The sequence below is a fragment of the Demequina capsici genome (assembly GCF_032102965.1).
Taxonomy (GTDB): Bacteria; Actinomycetota; Actinomycetes; order Actinomycetales; family Demequinaceae; genus Demequina; species Demequina capsici.
This window is the reverse complement of the sequence record NZ_CP134880.1, coordinates 1,689,099-1,702,323: the sequence shown is the minus strand read 5'-3', so window position 1 is coordinate 1,702,323 and position 13,225 is coordinate 1,689,099. Positions and strand designations below refer to the sequence as shown.

Sequence of the window (13,225 nt, the reverse complement as noted above, 5' to 3'; positions counted from 1 at the left end):
AGTTCCCGCAGAGGCCGACGACGGGTCGACGCGCGCGACGGGTCAGCGCGGCCTCGGCGACGGGTCAGCGCGGGCCCAGGATCGGGTGGTTCAGCACCACCCGCAGGATGCCGCTCGCGGTGTAGATCACGTGCGGCTCGGTGCCGTCGGGCAGGGGCCGGGTGCGATCGATGTCGTCGGGATCCAGCGCGACGATCACCCAGCTCGACGGGAACGCAGGCGTGCCCACCGGCGGCGAGGCGACCCAGCACGCGTGCGGCTCGATCCAGTGCTCCGTGAGCACGGTGCGCATGCTCACCGCGTGGTCGGCCGACGGCGTGGAGATGATCAGCGGGGACACGCCCTGCGACACGAGCCAAGCCGACAGTCGTGCCGTGCGCTGCACCTGCTCCAACGGCGTGCCGGTGAGCGTCTCCAGCGAATGGCCGTACTGGAACGCAGTCTGGCCCAGCTTCGCCAACGGCGAGCCTGGGGTGAGCGTCGGTGCGTCCATGGGGTCTCCTCGATGTGCCGGGGGCCTGGCGGCCCGCCGGGTGCACACGTATCGTCGATCCCATCGGCCGCGGCGTTGCGGGTGTGAGCGTAGCCGCGTTCGGCTAGGACCTTTGACACGTGGGGCCCAGGCTACGGTCTGCCGCCTCACCTCACGATCGGAGCGGCACGATGACGCAGGTGGCGATCCTGATGGACGTCGACGGCGTGGTGCTCCCGTACGTCACCCCGGGTGAGCGGCTCGCGCACTGGCCCGCCGCGACGTCTAGAATCGCCCCCGTGCTTCGGGACATCGAGATCCGCTGGTCCGACGCGATGATCGAGCGCCTGGCCGTGCTCACCGACCTGCCTGGGGTCCAGCCGATGTGGTGCACGACCTGGGGGAGCCGAGCTGCCACGCTGCTCGGGCCGATCATCGGGCTCGGCCAGGACTGGCCTTGCCTCGAGGGTGATGGAGGCGGCGCCTTCGCGGAGGCAGGCTGGTGGAAGGCGGACCGTGCGCGCGAGGCCGTCGCCGTCCATGACGCGGTCGTTTGGGTCGACGACCTCATCGACGGGTGGCGCGACGAGATCGCTGACACGGGGCTGCCCACTCCCGAGCGCTGGCCGGGCGGACGCCTGCTCACGGTGTGCCCGCGACCCGACCGCGGCCTCGAACCCGAGCACCTGGACCACATCGAGGAGTTCGTGCGCGGCGCGTCGCGGTCGCCCGCGTCGCCCTCGCCGCTGTAGCCGTCGCCCGCGTCGCCGCCGCCGCAGCTGTAGCGCGGCTGCAGCCGCGGCCGCATCGTCCCCGCTACGGACGTCGAAGAGCGCGTCTGATACTCTTGCACCCGTGCAGCCGCCGCCATCGGCCCTGCATGCGTCGCAGATTGCTTCTCCTTCTCGCCAGCGCCAAGTCCCCAGACACCCGCGCGGCTCGTAGAAATCCTCTCTTCGGCGAACGAACGCGGACACCTTCGCGCTTCGCCACCACTGCCGGTGCCGTGATCTCCACGGACAGACAGCGCACGCCTGCGTGCGTCCGGCACCAAGCCCGAAAGGCTTCCCATGGCCATCCACTTCGCCGACCTCGGCGTGCCCCAGCAGCTCACCACCGTGCTCGAGCGCGAGGGCAAGCTCACCCCGTTCCCCATCCAGCAGGACACCCTCCCCGACACGCTCGCCGGCCGCGACGTCCTCGGCCGCGGCAAGACCGGCTCCGGCAAGACCCTCGCGTTCTCGCTGCCCGTCGCCGCCCGCCTGGGCGCCAAGGGCGGCAAGGCCCGCCCCGGCCGTCCCCGCGCGCTCATCCTCGCGCCGACGCGTGAGCTCGCCACCCAGATCGACGCGGTCATCGCGCCGCTCGCCAAGGCATACGGCATGAGCACCACCACGATCTTCGGAGGCGTCAACCAGCGTCGTCAGGAGACCGCCATGGCCCGCGGCGTCGACATCGCCGTCGCGTGCCCCGGCCGTCTCGAGGACCTCATGAAGCAGGGCATCGTGTCCCTGGACCAGGTCGAGATCACCGTGCTCGACGAGGCCGACCACATGGCCGACCTGGGCTTCCTGCCCGGCGTCACCCGCATCATGAGCGCCACCCCGGCCCGCGGACAGCGCCTGCTGTTCTCCGCCACGCTCGACAACGGCGTGGACAAGCTCGTCAAGAAGTTCCTCAACAACCCCGTCACGCACTCGGTGGACAGCGCCGACAGCCACGTCGACGCGATGACGCACCACGTGTTCCACGTCACCGGGGCCGACGCGAAGCGCGACGTGGTCCGGGCGCTCGCCTCGGGCACCGGCCGCCGCATCCTCTTCATGCGCACCAAGCACCAGGCAAAGAAGCTCGCCAAGCAGCTGACGATGGACGGCATCCCCGCCGTCGACCTGCACGGCAACCTGTCGCAGGGCGCGCGTGACCGCAACCTTGCCGCATTCGCGGGCGACCAGGTGAAGGTGCTCGTCGCGACCGACGTCGCCGCCCGCGGCGTTCACGTCGACGGCATCGAGCTCGTGATCCATGTGGACCCGCCTGCCGAGCACAAGGCCTACCTGCACCGCTCCGGTCGGACGGCGCGTGCAGGTTCCTCGGGCGACGTGGTCACGATCGTCACCCCCGAGCAGCGCCGCGACACGCAGCAGCTGCTGCGCAAGGCCAACATCACGGTCGAGCCGCAGGCCGTCAACGCCGAGTCCAAGCAGGTCGTCGCGTTGATCGGCGACGTCGCGCCGTACGTCAAGCCCAGCCCGGTCGAGGCCAAGCAGCCTCAGGGTGGGGGCCGAGGTCGTGGACGCTCCCAGGGCAGCGGTCGCGGCGCTGGCGCAGGCCGTGGCGCCGGTGCTGGCCGTGGCGCCGCCGGACGCGAGGGCGGGGGGCGTGACGGTGGTGCCGGCGGTGGCCGTGGGCCTCGTCGGGACGACGCGCAGGGTCAGGCCCGTGCGGCACGCCCGCAGCAGGCGGGTGGACGACGCGGCGAGAGCCGTGACCGCGGCGCCGCCGAGCAGTCGCAGGGGCACGCCCCGCAAGGCCGCGGTGCACGCACCCGTGCGTCGGCGCAGACTCAGTCGCGCCATGCCGGTGGTCACGCCAGCGCAGCATCGTTCAGCGCGGGCGGACGCCGCCGCGGACGCTGATCGACTCGAGGCCCGGTGACCGTGAGGTCGCCGGGCCTCGGCGCGTCGCGCCCGCACCCTCTGCGCTCGCGGGTTCGAAGTCTCGTGGGCTCGTGCCCGGACGCTCCCGGGCGCCTGCGCGCGCGAAGGTTCGAAGTCTCGTGGGCTCGCGGGCTCGCTCCGGACGTCTGAGATGTCCGAAATGTCAGACCGTTCTGATGGGATGTACCCATGGTGATCGGGACGGTAGATGTCGAGCGGGCGAGCGCGCAGGTGCGTGCGCTCGCCGAGCGTGACATCGCCTCCCTGACCAAGGCCCAGCTGCTCGATCTGACGCATGCCGTCGCGCGGCTCGAGCGCCTCGTCGGCGCGTTCGGTTCACGCGTCGCGGGGGAGATCGCCAGGCGTTCTGCGCCGGATCTGCCGGGCGGCGGCCTCGCGCGTCGCGAGGGCTATGGGGACGCGAGCCGGATGATCTCCCAGGTGCGAGGCGGCTCCTTTGCGAGCGCGCGCCGCGCGATAGCCGCGGGGGAGGCCTTCGCGCCGCGCCAGATCGCAGCCGGTTCCGACGCCGACGCTGCGCCATCAGGCGTTTCGATGCCTGGGGACGTCCGCGATCTCGCGCGCGGCGCTTCCGACGAGTTGGCTGCAGGCCACCCTCCTACGGATCCTTCTCCCGGGCCGAAGTGCCCCGAGGTGGCGCGCGCCTCGCTTGCCGGAGACCTGTCGGTCGACGCCGCGGGCCTCATCGTCGCCGGACTGAACTCGGTCGCTGAGAGCGTCGACGGCGAATACCTGGCTGACCTTGAGCGCAGGCTCGTCTCAGGTGCGGCCGCGAGGTCCGCGCATGAGGTGCAGACCATGGTCGCGCGTGCTGTGGCACGAGTCGACGCGCGTGAGCATGAACGACGCGAGCGAAAGAACCACGAGGAGCGCTACCTGTGGTGGAAGCAGGGCCATGACGGGGTCGTGACGCTCCACGGGCAGCTCGATGCGGTGACTGCCGCGCCCGTCATCAGTGTGCTCGAGCAGATGACCACCAGGGGCATCCGGCGTCAGGGCCGTGATGAGGCGCCGGTCGCGCGGGACACGCGCACTGTCGGCCAGATTCGTGCTGATGCCCTGTTCGAGCTCGCGCGCCACGCGCTCGGATGCGCTCAGACGGCCCAGTCGGGCGTGCGGACCACGATGGTGATCCGCATGACCCTCGCCGACCTGGAGCGCGGTGAGGGACTCGGAAGCATCGATGGCATTCGGCAACCCGTGTCTGTGCGCGAGTTGCGCCGACTGGCGGGCGATGCCGGAGTGGTGCCAGAGGTGCTCGGAGGCGACGGAGAGGTGCTCGAGCTGGGGCGCGAACGACGACTCTTCACCCGCGCGCAACGCCTCGCGCTCCTCGAGCGCGACGGAGGCTGTGCGAAGTGCCACGCTCCTCCCGAACACTGCGAGGCGCACCACATCATCGGGTGGGAGCATGGTGGCCGGACAGATCTCACCAACGGGGTGATGCTCTGCACGCGCTGTCATCATGATGTGCACCGAGACGGCTGGCGGATCGACGCCGACAAGGGCGAGGTCAAGTTCACGCCACCGCCTGAGCTCCACGACGAGGGTGATGCGATCACCGGCGGGGTCGCCGCCTGGGATCTTGCAGGTCTTCGAGCCTCGCAGCCTCCGGGAGTGGACAACTTCCGCGATGACGACATGGTCCGTCTATGGGAGGCGCAATCGCGCGTGGACGCCGAGCGTGTGCGCGCGGGGTTGCAGAGCGGTGAACAGTTGCAAAGCGGTGAACGGTTGCATAGCGGTGAACGCTTGCAGAGCGGCGAACGGTTGGGGAGCGGTGAACGCCTGCAGAGCGGTGAACGGGCGCGGGGGGCTGGGCTGCTGCCTGGCGGCGCGCGGTTGCATGGATCCGAATTGCGTCATGCGTGCGTGGGACCCGCATCGCCGGCTCTCGCACGCTGACTGGTGTCGGCACGCCATTGTGCGCGACCAGTCGGGATGGGACAGGTGCGTCGTCTCGCACGGACGAGGCGGCGCCCCGGTGTGACCGGTCCTTAACGGATGTCGGTCTTCGACGTGGCCTCCATGGCAGCGGCGATCTCATCGAGAACCGGTGCCGGGAGGTGCGTGTAGCCGTTGCTCGGGCCTGCGAGACCGGCGAGGAACTTGAACATCACTGACTCCTTCCATTGATGATGGCCGGGAGCCGGAACGTGGAGTCCCGGTCACCCGGTTGCCCCACGTTGGGACGAAGAAGCGCCCCGTCCTGGATCGGCGGCTGATGCCACCATTGCCAAGAGCGAGACGCTGCCTTCACGATACCTCCGCCGAGCTGCCGCTGTCACTGAACCTCGCGGTCCGGCGAGTCATCAGGTGGGGCGACGTGAAGCGCACATCTGTTCTTGTCAGGGGCCGGTCGGCGGCAGTGCCAACGAAGCCAGGTCGATCAGCATCCACGACGACGATGTGCTGCCCACTGCGCGCGGTGCGGCGCGCAAGGTGCCGGTGACCACCAGCTCGACCCCGAGCCTCACCAGGTCGCGTCCCGCGATCGCGTCGTCGCCCACCATGCGGACCGTGAACCAGTCGGTCTGAAGCGTGCCCGACCTGTCGCGTCGAGTGCACGCCAACTGGAACGTGCAGATCGGCTCGCCGCCGGGAAGTCCGTGATGCTCCAGCTCGGAGGCTGCTCGCCCCGTCGCGACATAGGTCATCTTCTCTGCTCCTCCAGGCCGGGGTACACACCAGAACCTAGTCGAGCAATCGACAGACGGATGACGTCTGTGAGCCACGCGGGCGATCGGGGGAATCAGGCGGTGCGCTGCGCCTCGGCCCGCATCCTCTGCAGCCAGTCCAGCATCAGGACATTCGCCACCTCAGGGCGTTCCAGGTGGACGTTGTGGCCGGCCGAGTCGAGCGTCGCGAAGGTCGCGCGAGGGTAATGGGCCTGCCGAGCCCACGCGTCCTCGTATCCGACAACATGGTCCTGGCGTCCCATGAGGAACAGGGACGGTGCCGTGAACGGATCAGGCGACTCCTCCTCCGGCTCCTCGGCGAATCCGTACTCGTCCGCGATCCTGTCCATCGTGGCCTGGTCCGCGGCCTCCAACCCCGGCTGCACGTGCCGGAGGAACGCCTGGGCGTTCTCCGCCGTGTGGACCACCGCCATGTCCGCAAAGGCTCCACCGGCGTCGCCCAGCGACTCGACCAACGCGGCGTCCTCCAGCACGAGCGACCGTTCCGGGACTGTGCGGTCGTCCACCGACGCGATGAACACCCCCGCCACCGTCGCGAGGCCGAGAATCCGGTCGCGCAGGTCGTGAGCCACTCGTCGGGCGATCATCCCGCCGAAGGAGTTGCCGATCACAGCGAACGCCGCGTCGCCCAGGCGATCCTGGATCGCGGCCTTCACCGCCTCAGAGACCTCATCCGTGCTGGAGACGCCGTCCCCGGCGGAACGGCCGTGCCCCGGGAGATCCACGTAGAGGCGACGCCAACCACCTGCGTTCGCGATCACATCGTCCAGGCTGGTGAGGACGCGATGGTCCACCCCGAACCCGTGGATCAGGACGATGGGGGTGCCGGAACCTCGCTCGACGATGTGCATGGCCACACGCTAGCCACGCGACGACGCGCGAGTTCGTGCGAAGGTCCCGGGTCGCGCCGTCATCGCACGCTCATGTGTCCACAGGCCGGCGGGCGAGTGTCCAGGGTCGGGGCTAGCGTGAGACCCAACGGCCCGCACGCACCGGGTCCGGGCGGTACGAGGGAGGTTCCTGATGGCAGAGCCGAACGTCGAAGCGGCGCCCGCCGGCTCCGCACCGCCTCAGGGCCGCGAGCATTGGAGCGGTCAGACCGCGTTCATCCTCGCCGCCATCGGATCCGCTGTCGGCCTCGGGAACATCTGGCGCTTTCCCGGACAGGCGTACGAGAACGGCGGCGGTGCGTTCATGATCCCGTACCTGCTCGCGCTGCTCACCGCAGGCATCCCGATCCTCTTCCTCGAGAATGCGATCGGTCACCGCTTCCGTGGCTCCGCGCCGCTGGCCATGCGACGCGTGCATCGCTCCGCCGAAGGCGTGGGCTGGTTCCACGTGGCGATCTGCTTCGTGATCGGCCTGTACTACACGGCGATCATCGCCTGGTCCCTCAGCTACTTCTGGTTCAGCTTCAGGCTCGACTACGGCGATGACCCGGCCCAGTTCTTCGCGTCCCAATACCTGCAGCTGGGTGAGCCAGGAACGCTCTCCGCACACATCGTCCCCGGCGTCGCCCTGCCGCTGGTGCTGGTGTGGGCGCTCACCATCGCGATCCTCGCGCTCGGCATCCATAAGGGCGTCGAACGGCTCAACGTGGTGGGCATCCCGCTCCTGGTCGTGACGTTCGGGATCCTCGCGGTGCGTGCGCTGTTCCTGCCCGGCGCGACCGACGGGATCGAGGCGTTGTTCACACCCGACTACTCGGTCCTCACAGATCCTGACGTGTGGATAGCGGCCTACGGGCAGGTCTTCTTCTCGCTGTCACTGGCCTACGGCGTGATGATCACGTACGCCTCCTATCGCCGCCGCAGGTCGAACGTGACAGGCCCTGCGCTGGTGGTGGCGTTCGGCAACAGCTCCTTCTCCCTGCTGGCCGGCCTGGCGGTGTTCGCGACGCTCGGATACCTGGCACACGTGCAGGGGGTCGGCGTATCGGACCTCCAGGGCATCGATGGGGTGAACCTGTCCTTCGTCACGTTCCCCGCTGTCATCGCCCAGATGCCGGGCGGCCAGCTCTTCGGCGCCATGTTCTTCGCCTCGCTCGTCCTCGCGGGGCTGACGTCGCTGATCTCCGTGATGCAGACCATCTCGGCGGCGTTCCAGGACAAGTTCGGATGGAATTCGCGCACGACGGCCGTCGCCGTCGGTTGCGTCTCCGCCGCACTGTCCATCGTCGGCTTCTCCAGCTCGACTGGCCTCTTCCTTCTCGACACGGTGGACCAGTGGTCCAATCAGCTGGGCATCGTGGCAGGCGCCATCGCCATGATCGCCGCCGCGCTCTGGTTCGGACGCCGCGGCCATGAGCTCGAACGGCACCTCGCCGCCGTGTCGACGATCCGACCGGGGAGGTACTGGCCTGCGCTGGTCAACGTCGTCACGCTGCTGCTGATCTACATGTTCGTGTCGAAGGCGGTCTCACTCGCCAAGGATGGCTACGGAGGTTATCCCACCTGCTACATCATTACCTTTGGGTGGGGGACGATCGCCTTCATCGCCCTGGTCGCCGTCGTGATGCCATGGCTGCGGTGGCACAAGGACGTCGAGCATCCGCACCTGTGGCCGTCGCGCGCGCAACTCGGTCTGCCGGATCGGATCGGAGTCAAGGCGACTGAGCGGTACCGGCCTGTGCCCAGGAACGATGACGGGGAGACGCCGTGAGCGCCGCGTCGCTGCTGCTCATGATCGCCTCCATGGTCGTCATCTGGGGAGGGCTCACCGCCTCCGCCGTCGCCCTCGTGCGGCGCCCGGAGAACTCGCACATGCCGGACGGTGGCGAGGACGACCCGCCCCCCGACGAGTGAGGCTGCCGTGGGCGCTGTCACCGTCCGGTGCGTCGACATCACAACACTGGACGTCGACGCGATCGTGGACGCCGCGAAGACGTCGCTGCTCGGTGGCGGCGGCGTCGACGGCGCGATCCACCGCGCCGCAGGTCCGGGGCTGCTCGACGAGTGCCGCACGCTCGGCGGGTGTCCTGTCGGTCACGCGCGGATCACCCGGGGTTACCGGCTGCCCGCACGCCACGTGATCCACACCGTCGGGCCGGTCTGGCGCGGCGGTGGCCATGGTGAGTCCCAGCTGCTCGCCTCCTGCTATCGCGAATCGCTCGCGCTCGCGGACTCGGAGGGCCTGACGTCGATCGCGTTTCCTGCGATCAGCACGGGCATCTACGGGTTCCCGGCCGCGCTCGCGGCACAGATCGCAGTGCGTGAGGTGAGGGCGTACCTCCCGAGGGCCACGTCCGTGGCGCGCGTGATCCTCACTGCGTTCTCCACAGGCGACGAAGCCGTGCTGCGAGCGGCTCTCGAGGCTGCTGAGCGGCGCGGCTGACGACCGTACGCGCCCGCGGGCCCGGCGCGAGATGCGGGGGCCCGGCGCGAGGAGCGGGGGACCGGCGCGAGGAGCGGGGGGCCGGCGCGAGGAGCGGGGGACCGGCGCGAGGAGCGGGGGACCGGCAAGTGATCGGCGGGCAGCGACGGCATGACGACCAGTGGTCCCGTCGGCACGACCTCGGCAGTCCGTCCGCGTCCTGCTTCAGGCGAGCAGCGCGCGCCGTGCCTCCGCTGTGACCTCCTCGGTGAGCTCGTCGAGCAGCCCCGAGCGCACACGCCACTGCTGCCAGTACAGATCCACCGTGATGTCCGGCCCGCCCAGGTCGACGATCCCTGCGGCGCTCTCTCGCTGCGCCTGCGGCATCAGGCCCCACGCGATTCCCATCTCGATCGCGCGCGCGAAATCGGGCGTGGTCGGGATGCGGTGGCGCGGCGGCAGCGCAGGATCCACGCCGCGTGCCTCCAGGTAGCGGGTCTGCAGCTGGTCCTCCGAGTCGACGTCCACCAGCGGGGCGCTGGCAAGGGCCTCGGCGGTCACCCCGGATGGGAACCAACGGCGAGCGAAGTCGGCTGATGCCACAGCGCGATACGACTCCGTGCCCAGGCGCGTGACGGTGCAACCCGGTACCGGATCGTGCCGCGTCGTCACCGCCGCGGCGACCGTGCCGTTCACGAGCAGGTCCGCCGTGCGTCCTTCGTCGTCCCGGTGAAGGTCGAAGATCACGCCGTGACGCTGGGCGAGGCGCGCCAGCGGTGTGAGGAACCAGGTGGCGAGCGAGTCCGCGTTGACCCCGATCGACAGGACGGGGCGCGAGGCGCCCTCCAGCCCGAGCGACGCTGAGGCCTCGGCGTCGAGCTGGGCGATCTGGCGGGCGTAGCGCACCACCACCTCGCCCGCCGGGGTCGGTCGCACCGGTCGCGAGCGCACCAGCAGCACCTGCCCGGTGAGCCGCTCGAGGGTTCGCAGCCGCTGGCTCACGGCCGGCTGGGTGATGTGGAGGGCACGTGCTGCGGCGTCGAGCGACCCCTCGTCCACGGTGGTGGCGAGGGTTTGGGCCAGGTCCGCCGGAATCTGCATATAAGGCAGGCTAATGCAACCAAAGAGATCGTGAGTGGTGCTTCTTCGTTCGAGGCCGTACGTTCGCCGCATGACCTATGTTGCAGGGCTTGGGCTCTCGTTCTCGCTCATCATCGCCATCGGCGCGCAGAACGTGTTCGTGTTGCGTCAGGGTCTGCGCCGCGAGCATGTGCTGCTCGTCGTCGCCGTCTGCGCGCTGTCCGACGCGATCCTCATCGCCGTCGGAGTCTCCGGCGTGGGTCTCGCCGTGGTCGGGCTGCCCTGGCTCGTGTCCGCGGCGCGCTGGGCGGGTGCCGCATTCCTGCTGGTCTACGGCCTGATGGCGGCGCGCCGCGCGTGGCGACCGGACGGGAGCGCGCTGCGGGTGCCCCGCAGGTCCACCGACGCGCAGAGTCCCGGTTCGGGTATGCGGGTGGTCGACGCGCAGCATCCCAGTTCGGACGTGCGGGTGGTCGACGCGCAGCATCCCAGTTCGGGTATGCGGGTGGTCGATGCCGACCGTGGCGCAGTCGGCGTCTCAGCGGCGCGTCGGCCCACCGTGGAAGGCACCCCAGTCCCGTCACGCACGTCGTCGAGCGGCCGCCGGTCGGCAGCTGTCGGCATGCCTGCGAAAGGATTCGCGGCGGCGTCCGGTGCGGCGGCCCAGACGAGCGTCGTCCGTCGTGATTCGCTGCGCGCCACCACACTGGCCGTGCTGGCCGTCACATGGCTGAACCCCCACGTCTACTTGGACACGGTGCTGCTCATGGGCACCGTCGCCGCGACCCACGGGGAGGCGCGATGGATCTTCGCTGCAGGCGCGGCCTCCGGCTCGGTCCTGTGGTTCACGGCGCTGGGCTACGGCGCCCGCCTGCTCGCCAAGCCGCTCGCGCGACCTGGTGCGTGGAGGGTGCTCGACGGCGGCATCGGCGTGATCATGCTCGTGCTCGCTGTGACGCTCGCGGCCGGAGCGTGAGCGGGCCTCCGGCGCGCCACCGTCCGGCCATGCCCCTGACCGGCGGCGCCGCAGGTCTCGAATCCTGGTGCGTGCCCGGCGGTGGGACAGGTCTAGAGTCTTCGTGCGTGAGAGGTGTCGACGATCCTGCCGTGGTCGAGATCGAGCTGCGGATCGCTCCGGAGGCGGCCGCCCAGGCGATCGGGGTCATGCATCGTGCCTTCGATGAGTACACGGCCAAAGGTGAGACCTCAGGCGCGATGCTCGAGACCCCACTGACGCTCGCGCTCGAGATCGAGACGGGCCTCGGCGTCGCGATCGCACGAGTCGACGGCCGCCCCGTGGCGCTCGCGAAGCACCACGACGCGGGAGACGGCTCGCTCTACTTCGGGCGCCTGGGCGTGGTGCCTGAGGCGCGCGGCCGGGGCATCGCCTCCACGCTCGTCGCCGCGTTGCGGGAGGCGGCACGTGCCGAAGGCCTCCAGGGTCTGTCCTGCCTGGTGCGCGCTCAGGAGGACGACAACATCGCCCTCTACGAGCGGCTGGGCATGGTGATCGTCGAGCGCGGTGAGAAGGTCAGCCGCACGGGTGCGGTGATCCCCGTGGTCGCGATGCGCGACGCGTCGATCGCGACGGGCGGCCTCCGCCGCGGCTGATGCCGGCGATCCCGATCTGCGATCCCGATCCGCCGCTCCGATCGCGGCGATCGACGATGTTGGCGGCATTGCTCTCGCACAGGTGAGGGTCCGCGACTAGGCTCTCGATCGACGCCAGGCACACATGGCGCGGACCGAGTCGGGGGGCTCTATGCGAAGGTGGATGCTGGCCGTGCCAGCCATCCTGCTGGTGCTCGTCGGTGCCTGGGCGCTGGCCCGGCATGAGTCGTCGCTCCCGCCAGCCGAGGAGGCGTCGCCCGCGGATGGCGAGGCCCCTGCGGTGATCGCGGCCGACGGCACCGAGGTCACCTGGAGCTGCGTAGGAAGTCAGTGGGACGAGGGCTGGTCCCGGTCGTGGCTCGCGCTCGAGGGTGCGCGCACGGGCTGGGTCGACGCTTGCATGCGCGCCTACCTGGTGACGTCGGATGCCGGTGGCGACGGGGACGCTGGCGCCGCGGGAGGCGACACCTACAGGATCGCCGTGACCGCCTACTGGACCACCCGAGGCGGCTATGCCGTCGCCCCATGGCAGTCCGTCGACGCGGTGCCGGCGGGGCCCGTCACCGTCGAGATCACGTCGGGAGCCGACGGGGTCGCATCGTCCCTCATGACCGCCGGGTTCAGCGTGCAGCCGTGCGGCGAGGGAGAGACCGCCCAGCGCACGTGGCTCGAAGGGTGGGACCTGCTGCTCACCGACGGGTGCCCGGGGCCTCTGCCCGACGTCGTCTCTGAAGAGGGCGTCGACGTGGACCGCGCCTACTGGGTGGTCGACCGGCCCTCGGACGCCGACATCACCGTGCACACCTGGCAGGTGACGTTGCCGGCCGGGCAGGAGCCGCGGCTCTCCCTCCAGCTGTCGAGCCCGGCGGGCTACACGCGCGCGGGTGAGCCGGCGGAGGGCGCGACATCATGAGTCGTGGCTCGCCCGCACCCTGTGGCGCCGTTGAGACGGGTCGCTCCACCGCCCGATGGAGCGGGGCGCTCCGGAGTTCCCGGCATGCGACCGCAGCCGCAGCATGGGTTGCGGCCCTGGCTCTCCTGACGGCGTGCAGCAGCACGGAGTCCCGTGGTCCGCAGCCGATCGAAGGGGCCGAGCTGAACGCCGGTGCGCTGCGAGTCGTCGTCGGTACATGCCACGGTGATCCTGAGACGGAGGTCGTGGAGACGACGACGGAGGTGACCGTCACCGTGACCTCGACCTACCGGAGCCCGAACGACGCGTGCCAGGACATCGTCGATGTCGCGCTCACGGAACCGCTGGGTGCCCGGGTGCTCGTCGATGGTGCGACCGGTGACGAGGTCGACGTGGCAACCGTCGGCTGAGGTAGACGTGCCGACCGTCGGTTGAGGCTGGCGCGGGAGATCGTGCC

14 protein-coding genes are annotated in these 13,225 nt (G+C 70.2%); 10 read left to right on the top strand and 4 right to left on the bottom strand.

Translation table 11 applies throughout. From position 1 onward, the window contains the following. Positions 1-64 precede the first annotated feature (64 nt). Positions 65-493, bottom strand: coding sequence for a hypothetical protein (locus RN607_RS08180; protein ID WP_313496101.1), 429 nt, complete (start codon positions 491-493; stop codon positions 65-67). 170 nt (positions 494-663) lie between these two features. Between RN607_RS08180 and RN607_RS08175 the strand changes: the two genes are divergently transcribed. The 3 genes from RN607_RS08175 to RN607_RS08165 all read left to right on the top strand — a co-directional run bounded on the left by RN607_RS08175 (position 664) and on the right by RN607_RS08165 (position 5,058). Then, positions 664-1,224, top strand: a complete 561-nt coding sequence (locus RN607_RS08175) for an HAD domain-containing protein (RefSeq protein ID WP_313541766.1) — start codon at positions 664-666, stop codon at positions 1,222-1,224. 318 nt (positions 1,225-1,542) lie between these two features. After that, positions 1,543-3,111 (top strand): DEAD/DEAH box helicase, encoded by a 1,569-nt coding sequence (locus RN607_RS08170; protein WP_313541763.1) that lies wholly within the window; start codon positions 1,543-1,545, stop codon positions 3,109-3,111. Between the two features lie 450 nt (positions 3,112-3,561). After that, a complete protein-coding gene (locus RN607_RS08165) occupies positions 3,562-5,058 on the top strand; it encodes an HNH endonuclease signature motif containing protein (protein ID WP_313541760.1) in 1,497 nt (498 codons plus the stop codon). A gap of 443 nt (positions 5,059-5,501) precedes the next feature. On the opposite strand, the gene RN607_RS08160 is transcribed toward RN607_RS08165, so the two are convergent. Both RN607_RS08160 and RN607_RS08155 read right to left on the bottom strand, forming a co-directional pair. Continuing rightward, on the bottom strand, positions 5,502-5,810 hold the full coding sequence (locus RN607_RS08160; protein ID WP_313496094.1) for a single-stranded DNA-binding protein: 309 nt from the start codon (positions 5,808-5,810) through the stop codon (positions 5,502-5,504). Between the two features lie 95 nt (positions 5,811-5,905). Further along, positions 5,906-6,703 (bottom strand): alpha/beta fold hydrolase, encoded by a 798-nt coding sequence (locus RN607_RS08155; RefSeq protein WP_313541757.1) that lies wholly within the window; start codon positions 6,701-6,703, stop codon positions 5,906-5,908. Positions 6,704-6,875: 172 nt separating this feature from the next. Here RN607_RS08155 and RN607_RS08150 point away from each other — a divergent pair, with 172 nt between their 5' ends. From RN607_RS08150 to RN607_RS08140, 3 genes are read left to right on the top strand one after another with little or no spacing between them, the layout of a single operon-like run. Further along, positions 6,876-8,513 (top strand): sodium-dependent transporter, encoded by a 1,638-nt coding sequence (locus RN607_RS08150; RefSeq protein ID WP_313541754.1) that lies wholly within the window; start codon positions 6,876-6,878, stop codon positions 8,511-8,513. Continuing rightward, entirely contained in the window at positions 8,510-8,656 is a 147-nt protein-coding gene (locus RN607_RS08145; RefSeq protein ID WP_313496088.1) for a methionine/alanine import family NSS transporter small subunit, read from the top strand. Before RN607_RS08150 ends, RN607_RS08145 begins: the two co-directional genes overlap by 4 nt. Positions 8,657-8,663: 7 nt before the next feature. Next, complete coding sequence (locus tag RN607_RS08140; protein ID WP_313541751.1) at positions 8,664-9,185, top strand: O-acetyl-ADP-ribose deacetylase; 522 nt, start codon at positions 8,664-8,666, stop codon at positions 9,183-9,185. Between the two features lie 204 nt (positions 9,186-9,389). Here RN607_RS08140 and RN607_RS08135 read toward each other — a convergent pair whose 3' ends face one another. Beyond that, positions 9,390-10,265: a LysR family transcriptional regulator ArgP gene (locus tag RN607_RS08135; RefSeq protein WP_313541748.1), complete on the bottom strand. Its 876-nt coding sequence runs from the start codon at positions 10,263-10,265 to the stop codon at positions 9,390-9,392. A gap of 70 nt (positions 10,266-10,335) precedes the next feature. Here RN607_RS08135 and RN607_RS08130 point away from each other — a divergent pair, with 70 nt between their 5' ends. The 4 genes from RN607_RS08130 (at position 10,336) to RN607_RS08115 (ending at position 13,178) form a co-directional block, all read left to right on the top strand. Beyond that, positions 10,336-11,220, top strand: a complete 885-nt coding sequence (locus RN607_RS08130; protein ID WP_313541746.1) for a LysE/ArgO family amino acid transporter — start codon at positions 10,336-10,338, stop codon at positions 11,218-11,220. 107 nt (positions 11,221-11,327) lie between these two features. Further along, positions 11,328-11,855: a GNAT family N-acetyltransferase gene (locus RN607_RS08125; protein WP_313496081.1), complete on the top strand. Its 528-nt coding sequence runs from the start codon at positions 11,328-11,330 to the stop codon at positions 11,853-11,855. Between the two features lie 172 nt (positions 11,856-12,027). Then, positions 12,028-12,768 (top strand): hypothetical protein, encoded by a 741-nt coding sequence (locus RN607_RS08120; protein WP_313496080.1) that lies wholly within the window; start codon positions 12,028-12,030, stop codon positions 12,766-12,768. 245 nt (positions 12,769-13,013) lie between these two features. Then, on the top strand, positions 13,014-13,178 hold the full coding sequence (locus RN607_RS08115) for a hypothetical protein (protein ID WP_313496078.1): 165 nt from the start codon (positions 13,014-13,016) through the stop codon (positions 13,176-13,178). The last annotated feature ends 47 nt before the right edge of the window (positions 13,179-13,225 follow it).

Bases quoted from the DNA above. Each gene is read 5' to 3' on its own strand.
- RN607_RS08155 (WP_313541757.1), bottom strand. From the start codon at position 6,703: ATGCACATCGTCGAGCGAGGTTCCGGCACCCCCATCGTCCTGATCCAC.
- RN607_RS08180 (WP_313496101.1), bottom strand. From the start codon at position 493: ATGGACGCACCGACGCTCACCCCAGGCTCGCCGTTGGCGAAGCTGGGC.
- RN607_RS08175 (WP_313541766.1), top strand. From the start codon at position 664: ATGACGCAGGTGGCGATCCTGATGGACGTCGACGGCGTGGTGCTCCCG.
- RN607_RS08150 (WP_313541754.1), top strand. From the start codon at position 6,876: ATGGCAGAGCCGAACGTCGAAGCGGCGCCCGCCGGCTCCGCACCGCCT.
- RN607_RS08135 (WP_313541748.1), bottom strand. From the start codon at position 10,265: ATGCAGATTCCGGCGGACCTGGCCCAAACCCTCGCCACCACCGTGGAC.
- RN607_RS08130 (WP_313541746.1), top strand. From the start codon at position 10,336: ATGACCTATGTTGCAGGGCTTGGGCTCTCGTTCTCGCTCATCATCGCC.
- RN607_RS08165 (WP_313541760.1), top strand. From the start codon at position 3,562: ATGATCTCCCAGGTGCGAGGCGGCTCCTTTGCGAGCGCGCGCCGCGCG.
- RN607_RS08170 (WP_313541763.1), top strand. From the start codon at position 1,543: ATGGCCATCCACTTCGCCGACCTCGGCGTGCCCCAGCAGCTCACCACC.
- RN607_RS08160 (WP_313496094.1), bottom strand. From the start codon at position 5,810: ATGACCTATGTCGCGACGGGGCGAGCAGCCTCCGAGCTGGAGCATCAC.